Raw genomic sequence first — 19,024 nt, 5'->3', positions numbered from 1 at the left:
ACTCCCAAGGCTTGCTATTCAATGACTTGCTGTGTTGTATTCACCGTGGTTTTTATCATCTTTTTCACGGTTTTTTTCACTGGTTTTGCCTTATTTTGTTGATTAGCCGCTGGAATGACGGCCTTATCGGCACTGCCTACGGTGATTAAATACAACGTTGTCGTATCTTCCGATGTGCCGTTAATCCCAAGCCACTGATGTTGAAAGGTTGCTGCATAGAAACGTCCTTGCAAATCGCGTGGATCAAGCGTAATACGAGTGGCAGAACGGTTTTTTAAACGAATAGCGGTCACTACATATTCCCCTAGCTGCCAACTTTCTAACGGCGTTGCAGTAATTGGAGCAGCCGGCAATAAGGTCGTGAGCATTTTCGGCAAGCGTGTTGCAACGCGACGAACGCCTTCTAACGGTTCAACCGTTCTTAACGGCGCGTAAAGGGATTGTGCGGCATAGCGCGTCAATGCTGCCGGAATCGGTAAACTTGGTTTAGGATTAATCGAAGCAGAAGCTGATGATAGGGATTCCCTTTCCACATCTACAGAGGGCATTTTCACCGCGCGATTACTTTCAACAGCGACATCGTAAAGAATACGAATTGGCTCTTGTGTACTGCGTGCCTCTACATTCGACGTTGTAGCTTGGCTTTGCACATCGAGTAGAATAATTTCGCCAGTTGCCATATCTTGCAACTGCAACCGTGTTTTCTCAAACGGTTGCGTCGGTTTTAAATAGAGTGCGCCGCCGGCATTTTGAATTCGCAGTTTATTATCTAAAATAGGTGGGTATCCGACTTTCACATTGCGATCAACGAAAATAATCCGCTCGTTATCAACGGATAAACTGATCGGAATCGGTGTGCGTTGCCACTTCACCAACACTTCTGCTTGCGCAAAGAAAACGGTGAACAGGCCTAATATACCGAATAAAAATTGTTGTTTCATTTTCATGTGATAACCTCTACATTTACTTTGTCAGTTCTTCGGTGGCACGCTCTAATCGTTTCGGCGTTTCCGAATAACAATTTAATGCCAGTCCCCATGGATTAGCCTCCAAATCCACGTCATATCTGACGACGTGCAATGGATAGCGCACGAGTGAACGTTTAACCGCTTCGTCGCCATAATATTCATCAGTACTGAGATCGAGGTTTACAATCCAATCATCCTGACTGAGTACTTGTACGCGATCTTGCGAAAAACCACGTCCAGGAATTTCATACACTCCGCGCACCCGTTTAGTCAGCTCACCGTAGCTGTCACGCTCTTTATAATCACGCTCCAAATAGTCTTGGCAGCTTGGTGTGAGATAAGCACGCAATGCTGAAATATTGCGCTTATAGTCTTCTTTACCGTCTGTCGGCCATCGATTGAGTTGCTGAAAAATATAAAAGCTGAAACCATAGACATTTGCCGGCGGAATTTCCCACCACGGGCGCTGACTGCCAGCTTTTAAATCCGGCGGTATATGAATTTGTAAACGGCTAGGCGCATTTCCCCAGCCGACCGCCAGCACAGCGATAACGAAAAATAATCCAACAATCACAATACGCAGTGTTTTGATATGATTGTCTTTATCTTTCAAAATGTTTTTATAGATACTCATTTTGTTCCTCTACGTATTGACCAGTAACGTTTGGTTTCGCTGATCGGGATTAATAATCGGTTTCGTCCGAACTTCATTTCTATCCAACGCGGAAACCATGTATCGGGCTTCCCGCGTTTTTTACGCGCGATGACATTGCCACCGCTCAACACAAAGACAAAAGCAAATAGCAACGCGAGTGTCGGGATTAATGCCCATTCGCCGACCAAAATTGCAGCAGCAATACCCAGTACGAATCCAAATACAAAACCGCTACCAAACATGATAAACAGCTCAGAATTAGTCATACCGCGAAAAATCACTGGTTGGCGATTAAGACGCTCTGGCAAAAAATCAATGGTTGCATTTTTACTCGACATCGCGTGACTCCTTGTTTATCTGAATGAAGATGAACTACAAAATATCGGCAGCTTTGGTTAGTAACCAGATTATGATCACAATTAAAATTGCCCCAACCAGCGCGGTCATACCGAGATCACTCCATTTCTTTTTACCGTCACTGATTTCACGGTAGGTTGCCAAACAGCTGCTGGCAACTTGATAAAATGCAACCGCTGAAATCAGTAATCCGGCTAAAATACCCGCGTCATAGGCATAGTTTTTGATTGTTTCGATAACCCCCTTACCAGCCCCACGCGAGGGGTCTTCCATCTTTGGCAAATCAGCAAGTGCGGTATTTGCGGTAAATACATTGATTAACGCCCATAGTGCGAGACATTTCCCTTGAAACATTGTGCGAGAGTGTTGGAGATATTTTTTGAATAGAAATTTCATAGTGATTTTCCTTAAGCGAAAGTAAATAATAGGCACATCACAGAACGACAAATAAAACGATGGTCAATAACACGGCTGCTCTAACGAAAATCACACCCAAATCTTCATTTCTCAGCATATTTCGCCCCCAGCCTTTGTATGCACTGTTAAATATCCACGCGATCACAATGAAAAAGAACGCAGCGAATACGCCGACAAACAGAACATAGCTGGCTGAAACTGAGCCTGCGATGGATTCATACGCGGTAATACTTTCCGTACTCATCAATACCCCTTACGGCTTTTCTCGTAATCTCCGCTCAGCTCTTTAATAGCTGTCGGAGGACGAGGTTGAGCGCGGTTGGTATTGAGATAACGATGAATACCGGCACGAACGGTCGCAATATCTTGACGTGCTTTGCTGTAGTCAAAATAAAAGCGTGTTGAGATATTGGCGTTTGCATTGGCTTGTGCGCGAAGCAATGATTGCTCTGCTGCATTGAGTTGTTTGATGGCTTGATCTAATTCCATTTGTTCATTAGCATGGGCAAATGGAGTCAGCATAAACAGAATGAAGTATGGTATGAATTTCCGCATAATTTCCCTCGCATTGTTGTCGTTCTGCGAGAGCCAGTGTGCGAAAATTAAAATAAAAATTTAATAGGAAATTATTTTCCCATTTGAAACAAAAAAATTTTGCTATTTTTAGAAAGTATTCGGAGGAAATATGACAAAATCAGAGGGAACAAGGCCAGGCATTGATTGTTTTTTCGGTTTGCCACAAGATGGATATTGGGAGTCAAATACAAAACCGGAGTGGTTTGCTAGATTTCCAATGGCACTACTCAGAACAAAATTAGATAAATATCCATTCCCATCATTTGAGGAAATCCCAGATGATACAGAAAATATGATCTATCCGAATTTTACCGATGTTCATTTTTATGTAAACCCAGCTCTTCAGAATAACTATAAAATACTGTATGTTGATGGGTTTAAGATTCTTTCAGAAATGTATCAGCCGTTTACAATACACCCTGAACGTTGGTACAAAATCAAGTGTTATCTATCCAATGGCGAGATTGAGTATCCCGAACTATCGAGTAACTGCTGTGTACTTGATGGTCGTCACCGCATATTAATGCTTATGAAAATATATCAAATAACAATGATACCGATGGTAATTGATAGCGAGGTTTACGATCAATTTCTTCAAATAGCCCTTCATAAAGATATACTACGCTGATTCCGTCGCAGCGTACCAATATCTACAAATATTTTTTAAAGCTGGCGGATGTGATTGAAATGGCTAATCCCAACAATATGGCCGCGGGAATTAAAATAAAATTGGGGTGAACGGAAAATGGAATAGCAAGATAGATCATCCAAGCCACCGTTAAAATCGGAAATACGGTGCGCTTGGCGTGGTGATAGATAAAGCTAGATTCATAGCCATACCCAAATCGGCGGATATCGCGCCGCACCAAGCCGTCGGTCAAGCCCACAATAGCGGCAAGCAAAAACAAAGGTGAGGTGAAGACGATAATGAGTACCCGAATAATAAAGGTGATCGTGACATAGATAATGGATTCAATATAAGCACGAGCATAAAAATAGACATAGTACGACATACTACCATGCGCATGCTGCGCCTCAAGCCAGCGCGCTAAGCCAGTTTTCACAAAAAGGTACTCGTGTACCTGAGTAATCACGTATTCAGCAAAACCATGTGGGGAGGTGTGTAACAGGCTTTGGGTAAAATCAGAAGTAAACCAACTTATCTCCGTCAGCATCATCTGCTGGCTATGGCGATAGCCTTCATCTGGCCAGAACCATGTGATCCCAATCCACTCAAAAAGAATACTTAAAATTAATGAAATGATCAGCACGCCGAGAATTCGGCTGAACAGGGAGAATAACCGACTAAACAGCCCTTGGCGCACTTCACGGACTTGCCCTTGTTCTGCTGCCATTTAATGTACCTTACCGATTTGAAGCGAAGTGTCAAAATCAAAGGGTAATTCACTAGCATTGACCGGCTCAACGTAACACTGTAACAAAATTTCATCATCAATATCATGGGACAGCTTCACGACATAGGTTCTGAGCTCCTCACTACGGTGTATCGCATCGAATAAGGGTGTCACTTCAAAATTTTGCTCGGCAAAATAGCGTAATAAGGCTTTGAGCGATTTATGTTGATCGTATAAACCGATTTGCAAATGCGTGTTCAGCATCGGCATAACCGACGCTTCTGGGCCAGATACGGCGAGATTACTGACCCGTAAATCATCTTTATCATAGCGGTATTTCATTTTATTTTTCCTTTATTCAACTGAGCTATCGGACATTGGCAAGATGGGGGTTTCTACTAATTTTTCAAAGGCGGCAATCGCTTCAGCGGACGGTGAATAATGGTACGCCGCTTGTGACCAAAGGGTTTCGCCAGTTTGATAATGTTCTTGCATATAGCCAGCCAGTTGTAAAATGGACGACGGCATAAACTCATCACCATCAGAAACGGGTAATGGCATTCTGATTTTCCACAATTTACCGCCCTCCAGTAAAGCAAAGGCTTGTCCTTTTGGCAACTGTATTACATTTGACGGTGTGATCATCGGCACTTTTTCAGCACTGATCCGGTCTTGCGTATTGGAGGTAAAATCTTGGTGACTGCTCGGATCACTGTTATCCGTTACGCCCGAAATCGTGGTATTTTTCAGTATATCTACTTCATGCAACTGATTGGTTAGCAGCTCTGCTGTCGCCGGCTCTCGCACGCGTAGCATAATCAAGTTATTAAAGTTACCGATCACCTGTCCCGCTTTGGCTTTATTGCCAGTTTTCGCTTCGATGTCAGACAAGGTTTGCGTATACGCCGTGACTTGAATCCCTGCGCCCCCACCTTTATTAATCAGCGGAATAAACTCCTGCCCCATTAGTTCGTTGAATTCATCACAATGAAGATTAATCGCTACTTTTTTTGATTTACCGCTTAGTTCTTCCGGCAAGCCGTCATCAATGCCATACTTATAAATATGACCTGCCATCGAGACGAGATCAGCAAACATTGAATTACCGACCGCACTTGCTACTGTGGTATCCGATAGCGCGTCTAATCCAATATACACAATCGCACGTTTGCGAATGACTTCTTGCCAGTCGAATATCGGTCGCTCATCATGAATATTGTTATAATTTGGCGCGAGCAACTCGGCAATCTTACCCGTGGTCAGTTTTTCCAGCAATGGCAGAAGTGAAGCAACAATCTTATCAAAATAGGTTTTATCGTAGCGTACCGCACTTCGCAAGCCGTCTAAAATGGGATCATAAATTTTGCTCGTTGTTAAATACTGCTCAAGTGCAACCACGCGTGGATCACGCCCAATCATATTGCGTGGCGTATTTTTATCATTAATTTTGGATGCAGATGCCGCAATACTGTCCCAGGCTTTTGGATCGTGCTTTCCCAGATAATGTGTAGCGTAATCAATAAACAATTCATCGATATTTTGTACATAGCGCGCAATGCTAGGGTAATCTGGTCTGCGCCCCAATTCTACTTGCGCACGGGCAATAATATTGACAAACCGCCATGCAAACTCCTTAAATGCGGCACTGTTTCCCTCACTGCTTAACTGTCCTGAAATTCGCCCAGCAACCTCGGATACGCGCCCAAAACGCCCAACAGCATTATATCGTGCTGAAATTTCGGGCCAACCTAGATGAAAGACATAAAAGGCGTTATCACGCCCAGCACGCTTCGCTTCGGCATACATCCGTTTGAGCATATCCGCATCGCCTTTCGGATCGAAAAACACAACGACTTCGCGATCGTCCGCTTTTTTGCCGCGATGAATATCTTGCGTAACCAGTAATTCAGCCAATCGTGTTTTCCCAACCCGTGTTGTCCCCAATACAATAGTGTGTCCAACGCGCTCGCCCAGCGGCATCATCACATCACTTTCGTTCAATTCAATCCCGTGGATCAGTGGACTGCCGCCAACCGGCGGCAAGGGGCGAAACGGATTGCATCTAACGTCTTTTGCCAGCCATCTTGCCAACCAAGGCAAACTATCCTCAAACCGCTTTTCAGCTTCACGTGCCCATAAATAATACGCCGGCATCTTCACGTAGTCCGCCATTTCCGGACGCAAACAGCTATAAAGCCGCTGTGTGTGCTTTTGCTCCCAAACAAACCCTTTCCCTAAAAATAAATAACGCTGACTGATCGGTACTTGTTTACTGCTCAGAGCGTAATACGGCAGGCGACGAATATTTTTACGCTGACGTAAAATCATCAATCCTTGTCTTGCGCGCACGTAGGCAAGACCAGCAAAACCTGCTGCCATGCCATAACCGATACTGGGCGTTAAAGCAACTGACCAAGGGGCGTAGAGACAAATTACCGCTGCGCAAAGCGCAACTACGGCGGTATTTAGCTCAACTGCTGGGCGCAATACGGTTTCGATCACATGCTTATCACTCATTGATAAATCCCATCGGCAGTTAATAACGCTGGATACGTCGATAAATTGAGGCGTTTGGCTAAATCATCTGCGCTCACCGGCAAGAGCGGTAGCTCCGGCGCAATTGCGCGAAGTTGAAGCAACTCGTCAAAGCTACTGACATTGACTACCAAACCTGTCGCATTCAGTTCTAATAGCCGCACTTTATTTTTATGCAGCCACTGTTGCGAATAGCCGTCGCTGCCCAACAAAAAGAGCGGCTCTATACCGACTAACGGCTGTGAAAATGTTTGAGTATTGACCTTGCCCGGCGACATCAAATGCGACACAATCGGCAGTAAATCTTTTTCTTCCAAGGTTGGCGGCACGGCGTTTGGATAGACATCTGCCATGTCATCATGCACCGGTTGCAACGGTTCATAAAAGCGCACCGCACTTTCACCGCCGACATCGGCAATCACGCGCAATGCTGCTACACTAATCTGGCTACTCAATACCGCAAGCATTACAAGGCAAACATGGTATAATCGGCTCATCCTGTTTTCTCCATACTGTCCATACCGATAGCACGGCTGATTGTGGCTCTAAGGTGGTCTAAATCGGTCAGCCAGCAGGTTTCACTTAATGCAAGTCGCATTTGCTCCGCACCCTCTTTTAAGGTCTGCTCACAAAAAACACGAACAACGGGGTCATGTGTACTTAATGCAATGACGCGTAACACATGCGTCAGCGCATCCGGGGTCGATACAGCATCATTTGTCATAACATTTTTCTCTCCAAATTATGGTGAAGACTGTTTTGATTGCTTGATCGTGTGATAAATATTGCAGCATACCGTCAAAATCATGTTTTTCAGTCTTGTCTTCATCATAAATCCTTATTTTGTTTAGGCTCAAGCCACACTAATTGTGTTTGATGCGGGGAAATCCAGCGAAGTGCGGTATCCGGCTCAGGCATGTAAAGAATAGATTCAATACCTTGCTCAACGGTTCTAATTGGCAGTGCAGAAATTTCTTGTGGCGGGTGCAACGGTAATATTGTTGTTTCAGGCGAGGTATAAGCCCCTTTTTTGATTTTGGCTAAATGTGTCCGAATATTTTGTTTGTAACGCGCCGCCGGCGTACCACCTTTCGGGTGATGATAGCAACCGGCTGCATTAACCCAGTCTTTGTGGGTTCGATAACAATTTTTTAGGATGATAGAAGCCACTCGAAGATTTTCCATTGGCTCAAAACCTGCGCAGTGACTGGCAAAAAAATGCTTGCCATTCCAGCCGATATTGACCTGTGCAAGCCCAACATCGATATTCTTTAACGAAAATTTCCGAACAAAATTTTCCAACGCTGAACATGCTTCTTGCCTTGTTGGATAAAAATAGCTTTTACCTTTGACATTCAGTGTCCACGGCCAGGGTTTCACCGCTTTTGAGGTTAATTTTGTTTTGCTTTCATTCAGAGAGATGGCAAACAGCATTTCCGCCGGCACACCTTGTTCAGCGGCGATTTGCTGATACATCGGTGGAATAGCTGCAGCAGAACCGATAAAAATCGGTAATAGCAAGAGCAAGAAATTGACTAATAGTGTTTTACCACGTCCCATGTTCCCCCCTTAAATACCACGGGCATTTTACCGTTTGCGTGCGTAAACCAATATCCTTGATCGTGATTGAGAGTGATACGGCGTGCTTTGACTTGCTCAATGTCGATTTGATGTTTTTGCGCCCAACGACGCACTGCATTATCATCATTGCTCGTGCCGACAAGATAAATATCGACCGCTTTACCGCTTTGTAGCACATCCGTCAGCGCAACATCACACCGCTCACAATTTTCCGTCCGAGTAAAAAAGACCAATCGTCCATTGTCTTGCCCATGATTGACATCCATGGTTTGCTCACTGATTGGATTGATATTCGGATAGAGCTCTTTAAACGCGGCATCATACGCCAATTGAAATTTGAGTTCTTTTTCGACTCGCTCAAACTCTTTTTTTGCTAAAAGACGGGCATATTTCATGCGCTCAAGCTCATTTTCGGCTTCAATGCCTAGCATGGTTAGCGGATCAAGATTTGGTGACCAAATTCCGCGCTCACTGCGTTTCAAGGTTTCATAGCGTTCCCACTCCCGCTCATCAAGCCCCCATTGTTTTGACTGTATATGGTTTGGTTGAGCGTGTTTTGACTGAGTACGTTCATTTTCTTGCGTTTGTGCTCCCTGAACTGTCGCATCGATATTTTCCACGTGTTTGCGAACCGACGGCAAGGTAAGAACAGGTAACGCGGAATTAGCTGAAACCACCGAGGGCATTAAAAGCGCAAATGCCCAGCAAGCAGCTAGCGCAAAAGAGATTTTTAATGGTGCGCGCGTCATCATGCCTCCTAATTGTCAATTTCGTCTTCTGCAATTACCTGTGTGATGGTTTCAACCGAGGTTGAAATCACTTTTGGTGACCGCACTTGCGGAACATCTCGTTGATTGAAACACACGGTTCGGGTGATGTCGTTCAGGGTTAGCTCATACGCTGGACCGGCTAACATTTGTAGCGCATCGCGTAATTGCATCGGACCAAAGCGGTAGTGGACTTTCGGTAGCGGTCGGGAAAACAAAACACTCACATCAGAATGACCACTGCACAATTGAAGACCACTCTCTTTCAGGGCCGCTCTAAAGCCTTGCTCAACTGTCGCCGTAAATTGCTTCTTATTGCGTTGTGCGATATTCACTTCGACCAACTGATCTAACAGGTATTTTTGCCCACCTTGCGGAGCTGCGCCGAGCAGCAAATAGCGATCATAGCGAACGACTTCCGGATTCTCCGTATAGGTCGTTTGATAAATATCTGGGGTGATCACCCGTTCTTGTGGCTTCGGTGGCGATAACGGCTGATTCAATACGATGTTTTCTTGATTAATCGATTGAGAACCCAGTATCGGATACTCCGGTAATGGGTAAGATTGACTGGTATCACTGGTTTGTAAGTGCGGTGTACATGCGCTCAATACCAGGATAAAAGCTGAGACAATTATCGGTTTATTCATCATTACGCTCTCCCTATATCTGAATTTATCATTGCCGACAATACGCACTATGGCGAAAGCACATACAAATTTGAATAATTAATTGTTTTCGAGAAATTGATAAAAAATTTTAGGTTTGAGGTAATGGCACATTAGATGGAGCAATATCTTGTTGCTGATTAAAATATTGACAAAATAGCCGATTGATTTTTTTTATTGTTGTGGAAAGGGGTTGGTTATACGGGCCTCTCAGTTGCTCAATCTTCCAAGGGGCAGATTCAGAAGTGCGGTACAAGCCCAATGTTGCGCGGTGCGTGTCATTTCCCAGCAGATATTCCACGGAAAACACACGATAGCGATTATCTATGCAACGCTGAACATAGCTGAAAATACAGTGATGCATGTCTTGCCCTTCATTAAATAGTGCTTGGCCAGAAGTCAGTGCGGTAAATTGCACGTGTTTTAATTGATAGGTTTCAACTGAAGATGTCCAATGATATTGCAGTAACCTCTGATGTTTTTCATCTCGCAGCTGATTTTCAGCATTAATAAGTCTTTCATGCCACTGACGACTTCGCACCAATAAATTTTCCCATGATGCGGGAACATGTTGTTCTTCCACTGAATTTAGCCAATAATCTCGGCAGTCTAAAACCTCGTCTTTCGCACGGGTCTTTAAATATTCACGTAGCTGGACAATCCCTTCGGTACGCCAACGGTGAAGGGAAAAACGGATAAACAGACGGAGAACGGCTAATTGTTGTTGTGTAGTCCCGAAATCTTGCCATATTGAGTGGCTTTGGAATAGAAAATGGTTTAAACAGACCGGTAATTTTTCCTGTATGCCGTGTGAAACGAAATAATACAAATCCTCACCACCCCAACGGCGGACAACATCATGTGACTGTCTTTTCAACCATCGCCACTCCGCCTTAGATTGCGGAAGTTGAAAATGATAGGGCTTTTTCCATCGTTTCGGATGAAGTTGTGCTTCCCCCAGTTTATCAACCCAATACGCATAACTGAACAAATTCGGATCACGCCAATATCGCGGTTTAATATGGCGTAGTAATGGAAGTAAGTTAGAATAATCGTCTGCAACCTGATTAAATGCGCTAAGGTGCGGTTGATAAAACGCATAATAGCTCAATGTCATACAGCGGAAGTAACCTAACCGTGCCAGCATTGAAATCACTGGGCGATCTAAAAAATGCTGCCATAGCCAAGCCATAATCCTTTTGTCATGGGTAAGCGTATTTTTAAACACCGGTGAGAAGGTGAAACGTTTATGAATTAATGATTCACACACCGAATGAAAAATACCTTGATGCAAATCACGGTGTAACTGAGTAATAACCGCTCCTTGTATTGCATAAAGCAGACCGCCACTTCGACTATATAATCGAATGTCCGGACAATGCCGAAACCGATAATCGCCTTTATGGTAATAGCAGGTGTCTTTTTGCCAGAGACGCGTTTTTAGTGAAAAATATTCAGCACGAATTCGCCCCGTTTTTAAATTGCGGCAGTATCGAAAAAAATTAAAAAATGTTAATGTGGCTTCTGTTTCACTGATGTGTAATGTATAAGGTTCATACAGACGATAGGTGAAAATAACATCACACACACGCCGATAATAAGCCGTTGTTTCAGCACAACCAAAGAGTATTTCTCTCACACGTTTTCCTTTACTTATTAAGAAACTTCCTTCGTTTTGATGTGATACCACTGTAGCAATGGTGACTGTTGGAAATAAGCATTTATTATTTTTTTCTGGCGAACAAAAAACATAAAAAAGCAGCTACCCAGTGAGTAGCCGCTTGATATTTTGACTTACAATAATATTTTCAATCAATCAACGCATAAATTAAGCTGGATTCTGGATGTGCTGGAAATTCACCACCAGCTCCAAAAATATAATTGCGTAGCAGATGATAAAACCGCCCAAACAATTCCGCATATTCTGCAGAACAAAACGACAGTTGGCTGAAAGCATATAAATTCGCCACCATAGAAGCCGCTTGTGGACTTAAATGATATTTGCGCCCACCGGGACTAACGAGATGTAATGTATCAGCGGAAGTTTCCAACTGAAAATAAAGTCCGCTGTTCGGCAGAAGATAGAGTGACCAATCACCGCCGTTATAATCAGCACAGAGGCGATCCATGTTTGAAAATAGCGCATTTTCAAAGCTGAGTTGATGAAGATAACCCAACCCAAGACGTTTTAAATCTGCCGACATATCATTTGACTTGATGGCAAGAACTACGGTTTGTGTTTTCATTGTGATATTCCTTCTAAGAACCGAGGGAATATCCCTTGTGGGAATATTCCCACAAGGGTAAAGTTAAAATTAAGCTGCCTCGTCGGTATAGACCGCTAAAGCGTTAAAAAAATCTGCTTCGGTACAAATTGCTTCACCATCAATGCAGAAGTGAGTATCTGTACCATTCACAAAACAGTTGATATCAGCCTCTTCCCACGGCTCAGTCAAACCACTCAGTTCACAAAACAGGTTTTCCAGATTGCTAAGAACCAGACTTTGATAAACATTGCCCAAGTGCGGTATATCCTCACTGTAACGAGCCTGCTCCCAAACGTCTTTGTCTTCTACTGAGCGACGGAAGCGGAAAAGAATATTTTCCCATTCCGGCAAGCAGTGGCTGACAGAGTTGGTATAAAATGTGGTTAAAAGTCCCATAATATTTCTCCTTTCATAAAAGAACGAAAGCGAGAAATCCACTCCCGAAGGGAATGAATTTCCCTTCGGAAGTGTAAAAATAACAGTAAATTAACGGATTTTGATGTTACCTGAAACCGTATTGGCATCGCCATGCAGTGTGTCGCAATCAATATTGCCAGAGACCGATTTTGCGTCACCCGCAATATCACCTGTCACATGAATATCACCACTGGTGGTATCTGCACGACCGACATTGCCGTTCACCGTGACCGCTGCTGTAACAGACTCAATACGCGCCACATTACCGACTACTTCAATTTGGATAGTGGGGCCTTGGTCCAATGTAATGACTTGCCCATCGACGATGAGATAAGCATTTGGCGCTGCCAAAACAGCACCATCACCTAAGATGGTCATATTACCTGCAATCATATTTTTAACTTGTCCGCCAGCAACTTGTACCGAGTCTGGATGACCGCTAAAAACTTGTTGAATAACCGTGTTTTCATTGATTTCAATCACTTTTTTACCGTTGATGTAAATACCTTGTTTCATATCAATTTCCTCTTAATGTAGAATCTATAACAGACCTTGTTCCGCGAATGACGTGGTTTCCTGTCCGGCGACAATGATGTGATCTAACACACGAACATCAATTAATTCGCATGCATCCTTAATCTTCGCGGTAATTGCCCTATCAGAATCACTGATATTGGGATTGCCAGAAGGATGGTTGTGAGCCAACATGATCACAGCTGCATTGAGTTCTAGGGCTTTTTTCACGATTTCGCGCGGATAGATATGCGCGGCATTAATTGTCCCTGAAAATAAAATTTCGGATTTAATCAATGCTTGATTGTTATTCAAAAAAAGAACACAAAATTGTTCCCTCTCTTCAAGCCCTAGCAGCAACTTCAGGTAATTTTTAGCGATTTCAGAATCATTAATCAAAAGCCTTCCTGCTTTGTAGATGGGGTGACTTTCCATTACGCCAGACAAAATCGCTAGGGCTGAGTTGATCACAGATTGCTCTGTTGTAGTTAATAATTGAGACATAGAATATTCCTTCAAAAATGAGGGAATATCTCCCACAGGGAAATATTCCCCTGGTGGGTAAATAATGGAAAATGCGTGATTATGCCCAAAGTTGCTGCGCTAATGAGACTTTTTTCTCGAGCTCTTTAACTGCATTTTTGGCATAAGTCAGTGAATAACTGTGTTCACGTTTTTCGGGTTCATTTTTCAATATTTGATGTTTTTCCTTGGCTTTTGCCAATTCAAATGCAAAATAATCCAAACTTTCTGGCATGGACAAATCAATTTTGCCAGCCATCGCTTCCCAGTAGGTAATTTTATGGTCATAGCTTTTTGCTTTGTCCATTTCGGCAACCGCATTGTCCATACGACGGGCATTACGTTCAATTAAGGCACGGTGTTTTTTCTCGCTATGGTGACCAATTTTTATCGGTTCACCAAGGCTTAAAAAGTCACTGCCTTCTTGAGCTGCCTGCCAGTGTTGCTCACTGCGTTTGTTGGCATTTGCCGCATAACTTTGATAACGCTCGGCTCTCGCTTGGGCGCGCGCTTGGCTGTCTAAGCCATCACAACGGACAAACGAATAGAAGTAACAATCATCGTGTTGTTTCACAAGATTGAACACTTCTACTTCGGTTTTTTTGCCGTACTTACTGGTAAGTACGATAATGTCACCTTTCGTATGCGCTTCAGGGCATTTTGCAACAAACACTGTCGGTGCAAATTTTGCATAAGTATTGAGGTTCATAGATACTCTCCTAAAATAAAAAATCAGGGGAATATCTCCCATGGGAAAATATTCCCAATGGGGTAAATGAATAATAACTTGAGGTAACATCGGTCAATATCCGAAGATATTGACCGAGTTGATTATGCTGCTTGTTGTTCAGCTTAAGCATTTGCCTCGGACTGTTCTGTGTTAGTCTGTGCATTACTTTGGGCTGCTTCACTGTATTTTAACACGCCGTCAATCTTTAAGGATTTAATGCGTAACAAACGGCCTTTCAACATTACGCCGGTTTCACCTTTTCTTGACCCTTTCTCATAGACAAAGGTATCAGGATAAATATCACCGACGGTAACAGACGCTAAGATTTTTTTCTCCTCTTTGCAAGCTTGTTCACTGCGCTGGATAAGCGATTTCGCTTTTTCGCCGGATACCCGTACATCAACATAGGTATATTCGGTATTATCGGAATCGCCACGCAAAAAGGCTAACGAACACGCATAAAAGCTATCACCTTTTTTCGGTTTCACTTCGCGAATACGGTTAATGTAAGCCAATCCGTTTAAGTGAAGGTTGAAATAGATGGTATCTTTATCATTTGAAGTTTGGGTAGTCATAATGTTTCTCCTCAGAAATAAAAAAAGCGGAGAAACATCTAACCCAACACGGGATAAACGTTCACCGCTCGGGTAATAGACAAGTAGGTTTGAAGTAAACACTCGTAAGGTAAAACTTACTGCCTGTTTCAGAGTGCGCTAGGCATATTGGGCTGGTCATCGTTCTCTACGAGAACCGCACGTTTCAGACCGGGTGCTTGGGCTTAAGTGCTATCAACGATAGTGGCTTAATGTGGACCATTTAAGCGTATCTTTGCCCAAAAAATAAGGCTTTTTTATTCTCGTATTTGAAACAATTTATTTTATAGGAAAATCAAAAAATTATGATAAAAAAGCGGTAAAGAGGGAAGCCGCTGAAAAAACAGCGGCTTCGGGTGAAATGGCGATGAAGCCGATGATGGGAATGCGCAATAAGGCGCATATTTGAAGTAAGGCTAGAGACGAATGAACCGGTTAATAACATCGATCCTCGTTAAAATCTATTTACTACCGTCATAAATCCTCGATTACTATGTAGCCACAAATCGATTATCAGCAAGGCGCTTTACTAAGCACAAAGGGCTCTCATTGTTTCACCGGCGAGCACCGGTTATGATAAACAGCTGCGATAACGCAAAGAGCGGAATACACTGATTGCAATATATTCTGATCTTTGCGTGATAACCTTGATAAAAAGATGAGGTGATAACCGATCACCTCGATGATATGAATGCATTCGCCATTCGCAAGGAATGAAGTCCGAGTTTCAGAATGCGTCACATTCTAAAGGTTCAAGTCAATTAGAATGCTCTAGCGGACATCTGGGCTTGCCTGCTAAGGTGAGTTCGCTGTACCTTAACAGTCGTAGGGCGTAGCTTGATGCCGACAAACTACAAACGGGGTTATGAAACAATGATAGCACAGTAAAAGCCGTCTTTACTAGAGACGGCTGCCGTAACGGGCTATTGAATTGCTTTTTCGACTGCCGTTGCAGGTAATTGCAAGAAAGGAACGCTACTACCGGGGATCATGGTTTGAGGGAGTTCACCATTCCATTTTTCAGCAGACGTTAAATTCACTAACGATGGGTTTTGCCGCAACGCCTCTCCTCTTAGCTTAATTGCCTCAGCTTCAGCCGCACCTTTTAAGCGAATAGCTTCCGCTTCGGCATGAGCAGAGGCTAATCTGGCATCAGCCTGTGCTTTCGCTTGCGTAACAGCAATCTCAGCATTGATTTTTTCGGTTTCCAAATTTTGGCGGCGTGTCGCAATGGCAACCTCTGCTTTCATTCGGTCTTCAATCGATTTCTCATAGGCATCAGAAAAATCAATATTTTCCACTTGAACGCCGTCAATAATAACCGGACCAGATACGGCTTTTTTTACGGCATCACTGAGCTCCTGAACAAACTGTGGTCGTTCTTGTACCGCCGTGATAGCATTGTATTTTCCAAAAATATTTTCAATTTGTGTATAGAGTTGCCGGGTTAAAAGACGATCACGCATATTTTCTTCGCTACCATACTGAGAGTACAGTGCGCTCACCTCTGATGGCGGGATATGGTAGCTGACCGACACAGTCAAAACGGCAGGTTGTTGATCGCGGCTGTAGGCCTGTACATTATTTGCAATGGCATTTTTATTTTGTACCGAAATTTTCTTAATTGAATCAATAAACGGGATTTTAAAGCCCAATCCCGGTTCAGCAATATCGATAATTTTACCATAGCGCAACTTGACCGCTCTTTCACCTTCATCAACGGTATAAATACCAGATAGAAGCAAAAAAATACCGAATAAAATAATCGCCACGAATGTAGATATTTTAGATACAAACAAGGATATTTTGGATGTTTTATTAGGCATAATTACCCCTTAATTTTCTAGTAATGATAAAATGATGAACATTCAAAATAGTTGCTCATCCATGTAACCGAATTGGAAATTTCAGTGCTTCAATCAAGATCACGGCTGCCAAAAAAGTGTGTCCCCAAAAGAGACCAAAGCGCCTTTGAATTAAGTAATCTAGACCGATATAAACATTCGCACCACTGAACATCAGTAAAATCACCGCTATCACACTCATACATCTCTCTCTTTTTTCAATGTTTGTCGTAACGCATTCATATTCTTAGAAACCTGTTGTTTCGTTCGTTTTTTAGGGCCGCGGATATTTTCGATCGCTTTGCAATTTGGATAAGCACTACAGCCCCAAAACTCCCCGTTTGCACCTTTGCGTTTGCGCATCGGCGCACCGCATTGGGGACAAATTTTCGTTGGCGTGCTGCTGATTTTCATCGAAATACCGCTTGAGGACTGCACTACATGACGAATAAACGCATCTTGCTTTGCCATAAAATCGGCTAACTTGAGTTGGTTATGGGCAATATCATTGAGTGCCTGCTCCCATAACGCCGTCATACCTGGATCTTTGATAATCGACGGTAAGCTGTCAATCAATGCGCCGGCGGCGACTGTTGAAACAATATTTTTCTTCTGCTTCACCAAATAGCCGCGCTTGAGCAAGGTTTCGATCACACCGGCGCGAGTTGCTTCTGTGCCTAGCCCCTCGGTTTCTCTCAATCGTTGCTTCAAGCGAGGATCTTGCACAAATTTTGCGGCGTTTTTCATTGCACTGATTAACGTACCTTCCGTATAAGGCTTTGGCGGCGATGTTTGCATAGACCGCACTTCTGCCTGACAAATTCGGCAAGCCTCACCGTGTGATAATAGTGGTAATCCCTGTTGTTCCTCATCATTATCCGTCGCATGTTGTGTAAATAGGATTTTCCACCCCTTTTTAATCACGACTTTGCCAGCCGCCGTTAAGATATGCGTGCCACTTTGCAATTGCACATGGGTTCTGTCTTCTTCGTATAACGGCAAAAATTGCGCAAGATAATGCCTACGAATTAAATCATAAACACGTAATTCATCTTGGTTCATCTTACTTAAATCCACCTGACCCGTCGTCGGAATAATACCGTGGTGAGCAGTAATTTTGCTGTCATTCCAAATCCGAGAGCGTGCCGAAAGATCTAAATGATTGATGATTTGCTTTAAATTGGGATCGGCATGAGCAACCGCACGGATAACGTGTGGAATATCGGCAATCATCGATTCTGGCAAATAACCGCAGTCTGTACGTGGATAGGTTGTCGCTTTATGAGTTTCATATAACGATTGTGCGATATCAAGCACCTGCTGCGCGCCCAGCCCCCACAATCGTGAACAGGCTTGCTGCAACGTCCCCAAATCGAATGCCAACGGCGGCGATTCTTTCATGCGCTTGGTATCGAGCTGAATAACTTTTGCGTTGCCGAGGCTGAATAATTGCGCCGCTACCGATTGAATGAGCATGTAATCAACACACCGTCCCTCATCATCACAACTCGTTTCAGGGGTTTGCCAGTACGCAATAAACTGTTGCGCTTGCGAATTAGCTAAGATAACCGGTAATACATAAAACGGCTTAGCGATAAAATTCGCAATCTCACGGTCACGCTGTACCACAATTGCCAATGTCGGGCTTTGTACTCTCCCGACAGATAACACCCCGTCATGCCCCTGTTCACGTGCAAGCAACGTGAATAAACGACTGAGATTCATGCCAACAAGCCAATCTGCGCGAGAGCGTGCTAAACCGGCATCGTATAACGGACGAGTTTCAGCATCAGATTTTAAAGAAGAAAGCGCTTTTTTAATGCTACCGTCATCAAGTGCGGATAGCCATAAACGCTGTAATGAACCACGATAATTAGCGGCATCAAGTAGCTCACGCGCAATCACTTCCCCCTCACGGTCAGGATCGGTTGCAATCACAATATGGCTGGCTTTTTTAATCAAACCCAGCACAATTTTGCACTGCTTAGCGGTGTCCGGTTTTATTTTCATTTGCCATTGCGCCGGCACGATAGGCAAATCATCAATAGACCAACGCTTATAAGCTTCATCATAATCATGCGGATCGGCTTGTTCCATGAGATGCCCAATTCCCCACGTCACGATAGTTTGTTTATCGGCACTCGCAAGCAAACCGTCACCACGCTGAATCGCCCCGATAAATTTACCAATATCACGCCCTTGAGATGGTTTTTCACAAAGAAAAAGTTTCATGTGTCATCCTCTCGCCCAGAGCAGTAT

The 19,024-nt window shown here is 43.6% G+C and carries 24 protein-coding genes; 1 reads left to right on the top strand and 23 read right to left on the bottom strand.

From position 1 onward, the window contains the following. Positions 1-14: 14 nt before the first annotated feature. From ACWA5Z_RS10140 to ACWA5Z_RS10115, 6 genes are read right to left on the bottom strand one after another with little or no spacing between them, the layout of a single operon-like run. Entirely contained in the window at positions 15-941 is a 927-nt protein-coding gene (locus tag ACWA5Z_RS10140) for a TIGR03749 family integrating conjugative element protein (RefSeq protein ID WP_431054338.1), read from the bottom strand. 22 nt (positions 942-963) lie between these two features. After that, positions 964-1,602, bottom strand: a complete 639-nt coding sequence (locus ACWA5Z_RS10135) for a PFL_4703 family integrating conjugative element protein (RefSeq protein ID WP_431052003.1) — start codon at positions 1,600-1,602, stop codon at positions 964-966. Beyond that, positions 1,599-1,961 (bottom strand): TIGR03750 family conjugal transfer protein, encoded by a 363-nt coding sequence (locus ACWA5Z_RS10130; RefSeq protein ID WP_431052002.1) that lies wholly within the window; start codon positions 1,959-1,961, stop codon positions 1,599-1,601. The genes ACWA5Z_RS10135 and ACWA5Z_RS10130 overlap by 4 nt, the downstream gene beginning before the upstream one ends. Positions 1,962-1,995: 34 nt before the next feature. Continuing rightward, positions 1,996-2,376, bottom strand: a complete 381-nt coding sequence (locus tag ACWA5Z_RS10125; protein ID WP_431052000.1) for a TIGR03745 family integrating conjugative element membrane protein — start codon at positions 2,374-2,376, stop codon at positions 1,996-1,998. A gap of 37 nt (positions 2,377-2,413) precedes the next feature. After that, positions 2,414-2,641: a DUF3262 family protein gene (locus ACWA5Z_RS10120; protein ID WP_431051998.1), complete on the bottom strand. Its 228-nt coding sequence runs from the start codon at positions 2,639-2,641 to the stop codon at positions 2,414-2,416. Then, the gene (locus tag ACWA5Z_RS10115) at positions 2,641-2,952 is read right to left on the bottom strand and encodes an integrative conjugative element protein, RAQPRD family (RefSeq protein ID WP_431051997.1); all 312 of its coding nucleotides are present in this window, start codon (positions 2,950-2,952) and stop codon (positions 2,641-2,643) included. The genes ACWA5Z_RS10120 and ACWA5Z_RS10115 overlap by 1 nt, the downstream gene beginning before the upstream one ends. Positions 2,953-3,082: 130 nt before the next feature. Between ACWA5Z_RS10115 and ACWA5Z_RS10110 the strand changes: the two genes are divergently transcribed. Then, positions 3,083-3,601 (top strand): hypothetical protein, encoded by a 519-nt coding sequence (locus ACWA5Z_RS10110; RefSeq protein WP_431051996.1) that lies wholly within the window; start codon positions 3,083-3,085, stop codon positions 3,599-3,601. Between the two features lie 22 nt (positions 3,602-3,623). Here ACWA5Z_RS10110 and ACWA5Z_RS10105 read toward each other — a convergent pair whose 3' ends face one another. From ACWA5Z_RS10105 to ACWA5Z_RS10025, 17 genes are all read right to left on the bottom strand, one after another. Beyond that, a complete protein-coding gene (locus ACWA5Z_RS10105; protein ID WP_431051994.1) occupies positions 3,624-4,328 on the bottom strand; it encodes a TIGR03747 family integrating conjugative element membrane protein in 705 nt (234 codons plus the stop codon). Further along, positions 4,329-4,670, bottom strand: coding sequence for a hypothetical protein (locus tag ACWA5Z_RS10100; protein ID WP_431051992.1), 342 nt, complete (start codon positions 4,668-4,670; stop codon positions 4,329-4,331). It abuts the gene before it with no gap. Between the two features lie 12 nt (positions 4,671-4,682). Next, complete coding sequence (gene traD / locus ACWA5Z_RS10095) at positions 4,683-6,845, bottom strand: type IV conjugative transfer system coupling protein TraD (RefSeq protein WP_431051990.1); 2,163 nt, start codon at positions 6,843-6,845, stop codon at positions 4,683-4,685. Then, entirely contained in the window at positions 6,842-7,360 is a 519-nt protein-coding gene (locus tag ACWA5Z_RS10090; RefSeq protein ID WP_431051988.1) for an integrating conjugative element protein, read from the bottom strand. Before ACWA5Z_RS10090 ends, traD begins: the two co-directional genes overlap by 4 nt. Continuing rightward, positions 7,357-7,587, bottom strand: coding sequence for a hypothetical protein (locus ACWA5Z_RS10085; protein WP_431051986.1), 231 nt, complete (start codon positions 7,585-7,587; stop codon positions 7,357-7,359). Before ACWA5Z_RS10085 ends, ACWA5Z_RS10090 begins: the two co-directional genes overlap by 4 nt. Before the next feature lie 104 nt (positions 7,588-7,691). Further along, the gene (locus ACWA5Z_RS10080; RefSeq protein ID WP_431051984.1) at positions 7,692-8,423 is read right to left on the bottom strand and encodes a lytic transglycosylase; all 732 of its coding nucleotides are present in this window, start codon (positions 8,421-8,423) and stop codon (positions 7,692-7,694) included. Beyond that, complete coding sequence (locus ACWA5Z_RS10075) at positions 8,399-9,196, bottom strand: TIGR03759 family integrating conjugative element protein (protein WP_431051982.1); 798 nt, start codon at positions 9,194-9,196, stop codon at positions 8,399-8,401. Before ACWA5Z_RS10075 ends, ACWA5Z_RS10080 begins: the two co-directional genes overlap by 25 nt. Before the next feature lie 5 nt (positions 9,197-9,201). Beyond that, positions 9,202-9,864: a PFGI-1 class ICE element type IV pilus protein PilL2 gene (gene pilL2, locus ACWA5Z_RS10070; RefSeq protein WP_431051980.1), complete on the bottom strand. Its 663-nt coding sequence runs from the start codon at positions 9,862-9,864 to the stop codon at positions 9,202-9,204. Between the two features lie 106 nt (positions 9,865-9,970). Continuing rightward, positions 9,971-11,518 carry a PcfJ domain-containing protein gene (locus ACWA5Z_RS10065; RefSeq protein ID WP_431051978.1) on the bottom strand — a complete coding sequence of 516 codons (1,548 nt, stop codon included), beginning with the start codon at positions 11,516-11,518 and terminating at the stop codon, positions 9,971-9,973. A gap of 169 nt (positions 11,519-11,687) precedes the next feature. After that, positions 11,688-12,125: an antirestriction protein gene (locus tag ACWA5Z_RS10060; protein WP_431051976.1), complete on the bottom strand. Its 438-nt coding sequence runs from the start codon at positions 12,123-12,125 to the stop codon at positions 11,688-11,690. Between the two features lie 69 nt (positions 12,126-12,194). Beyond that, the gene (locus ACWA5Z_RS10055) at positions 12,195-12,542 is read right to left on the bottom strand and encodes a hypothetical protein (RefSeq protein WP_431051974.1); all 348 of its coding nucleotides are present in this window, start codon (positions 12,540-12,542) and stop codon (positions 12,195-12,197) included. A gap of 90 nt (positions 12,543-12,632) precedes the next feature. Beyond that, positions 12,633-13,079 carry a hypothetical protein gene (locus tag ACWA5Z_RS10050; protein WP_431051972.1) on the bottom strand — a complete coding sequence of 149 codons (447 nt, stop codon included), beginning with the start codon at positions 13,077-13,079 and terminating at the stop codon, positions 12,633-12,635. Between the two features lie 24 nt (positions 13,080-13,103). Continuing rightward, positions 13,104-13,580 (bottom strand): JAB domain-containing protein, encoded by a 477-nt coding sequence (locus ACWA5Z_RS10045; RefSeq protein WP_431051970.1) that lies wholly within the window; start codon positions 13,578-13,580, stop codon positions 13,104-13,106. A gap of 79 nt (positions 13,581-13,659) precedes the next feature. Next, on the bottom strand, positions 13,660-14,307 hold the full coding sequence (locus ACWA5Z_RS10040) for a DUF3560 domain-containing protein (RefSeq protein ID WP_431054337.1): 648 nt from the start codon (positions 14,305-14,307) through the stop codon (positions 13,660-13,662). Between the two features lie 143 nt (positions 14,308-14,450). Further along, positions 14,451-14,903: a DUF3577 domain-containing protein gene (locus tag ACWA5Z_RS10035; RefSeq protein ID WP_431051968.1), complete on the bottom strand. Its 453-nt coding sequence runs from the start codon at positions 14,901-14,903 to the stop codon at positions 14,451-14,453. A gap of 941 nt (positions 14,904-15,844) precedes the next feature. Next, on the bottom strand, positions 15,845-16,747 hold the full coding sequence (locus tag ACWA5Z_RS10030) for a prohibitin family protein (RefSeq protein ID WP_431051966.1): 903 nt from the start codon (positions 16,745-16,747) through the stop codon (positions 15,845-15,847). A 216-nt stretch (positions 16,748-16,963) separates the two neighbouring features. Continuing rightward, complete coding sequence (locus ACWA5Z_RS10025; protein ID WP_431051964.1) at positions 16,964-18,997, bottom strand: DNA topoisomerase III; 2,034 nt, start codon at positions 18,995-18,997, stop codon at positions 16,964-16,966. Positions 18,998-19,024: the final 27 nt, after the last annotated feature.

Source organism: Testudinibacter sp. P80/BLE/0925 (genome assembly GCF_053570785.1).
This window is presented reverse-complemented; position numbering and strand designations above follow the sequence as displayed.

Bases quoted from the DNA above. Each gene is read 5' to 3' on its own strand.
- ACWA5Z_RS10140 (WP_431054338.1), bottom strand. From the start codon at position 941: ATGAAACAACAATTTTTATTCGGTATATTAGGCCTGTTCACCGTTTTC.
- ACWA5Z_RS10135 (WP_431052003.1), bottom strand. From the start codon at position 1,602: ATGAGTATCTATAAAAACATTTTGAAAGATAAAGACAATCATATCAAA.
- ACWA5Z_RS10130 (WP_431052002.1), bottom strand. From the start codon at position 1,961: ATGTCGAGTAAAAATGCAACCATTGATTTTTTGCCAGAGCGTCTTAAT.
- ACWA5Z_RS10125 (WP_431052000.1), bottom strand. From the start codon at position 2,376: ATGAAATTTCTATTCAAAAAATATCTCCAACACTCTCGCACAATGTTT.
- ACWA5Z_RS10120 (WP_431051998.1), bottom strand. From the start codon at position 2,641: ATGAGTACGGAAAGTATTACCGCGTATGAATCCATCGCAGGCTCAGTT.
- ACWA5Z_RS10115 (WP_431051997.1), bottom strand. From the start codon at position 2,952: ATGCGGAAATTCATACCATACTTCATTCTGTTTATGCTGACTCCATTT.
- ACWA5Z_RS10110 (WP_431051996.1), top strand. From the start codon at position 3,083: ATGACAAAATCAGAGGGAACAAGGCCAGGCATTGATTGTTTTTTCGGT.
- ACWA5Z_RS10105 (WP_431051994.1), bottom strand. From the start codon at position 4,328: ATGGCAGCAGAACAAGGGCAAGTCCGTGAAGTGCGCCAAGGGCTGTTT.
- ACWA5Z_RS10100 (WP_431051992.1), bottom strand. From the start codon at position 4,670: ATGAAATACCGCTATGATAAAGATGATTTACGGGTCAGTAATCTCGCC.
- traD (WP_431051990.1), bottom strand. From the start codon at position 6,845: ATGAGTGATAAGCATGTGATCGAAACCGTATTGCGCCCAGCAGTTGAG.
- ACWA5Z_RS10090 (WP_431051988.1), bottom strand. From the start codon at position 7,360: ATGAGCCGATTATACCATGTTTGCCTTGTAATGCTTGCGGTATTGAGT.
- ACWA5Z_RS10085 (WP_431051986.1), bottom strand. From the start codon at position 7,587: ATGACAAATGATGCTGTATCGACCCCGGATGCGCTGACGCATGTGTTA.
- ACWA5Z_RS10080 (WP_431051984.1), bottom strand. From the start codon at position 8,423: ATGGGACGTGGTAAAACACTATTAGTCAATTTCTTGCTCTTGCTATTA.
- ACWA5Z_RS10075 (WP_431051982.1), bottom strand. From the start codon at position 9,196: ATGATGACGCGCGCACCATTAAAAATCTCTTTTGCGCTAGCTGCTTGC.
- pilL2 (WP_431051980.1), bottom strand. From the start codon at position 9,864: ATGATGAATAAACCGATAATTGTCTCAGCTTTTATCCTGGTATTGAGC.
- ACWA5Z_RS10060 (WP_431051976.1), bottom strand. From the start codon at position 12,125: ATGAAAACACAAACCGTAGTTCTTGCCATCAAGTCAAATGATATGTCG.
- ACWA5Z_RS10055 (WP_431051974.1), bottom strand. From the start codon at position 12,542: ATGGGACTTTTAACCACATTTTATACCAACTCTGTCAGCCACTGCTTG.
- ACWA5Z_RS10050 (WP_431051972.1), bottom strand. From the start codon at position 13,079: ATGAAACAAGGTATTTACATCAACGGTAAAAAAGTGATTGAAATCAAT.
- ACWA5Z_RS10045 (WP_431051970.1), bottom strand. From the start codon at position 13,580: ATGTCTCAATTATTAACTACAACAGAGCAATCTGTGATCAACTCAGCC.
- ACWA5Z_RS10040 (WP_431054337.1), bottom strand. From the start codon at position 14,307: ATGAACCTCAATACTTATGCAAAATTTGCACCGACAGTGTTTGTTGCA.
- ACWA5Z_RS10035 (WP_431051968.1), bottom strand. From the start codon at position 14,903: ATGACTACCCAAACTTCAAATGATAAAGATACCATCTATTTCAACCTT.
- ACWA5Z_RS10030 (WP_431051966.1), bottom strand. From the start codon at position 16,747: ATGCCTAATAAAACATCCAAAATATCCTTGTTTGTATCTAAAATATCT.
- ACWA5Z_RS10025 (WP_431051964.1), bottom strand. From the start codon at position 18,997: ATGAAACTTTTTCTTTGTGAAAAACCATCTCAAGGGCGTGATATTGGT.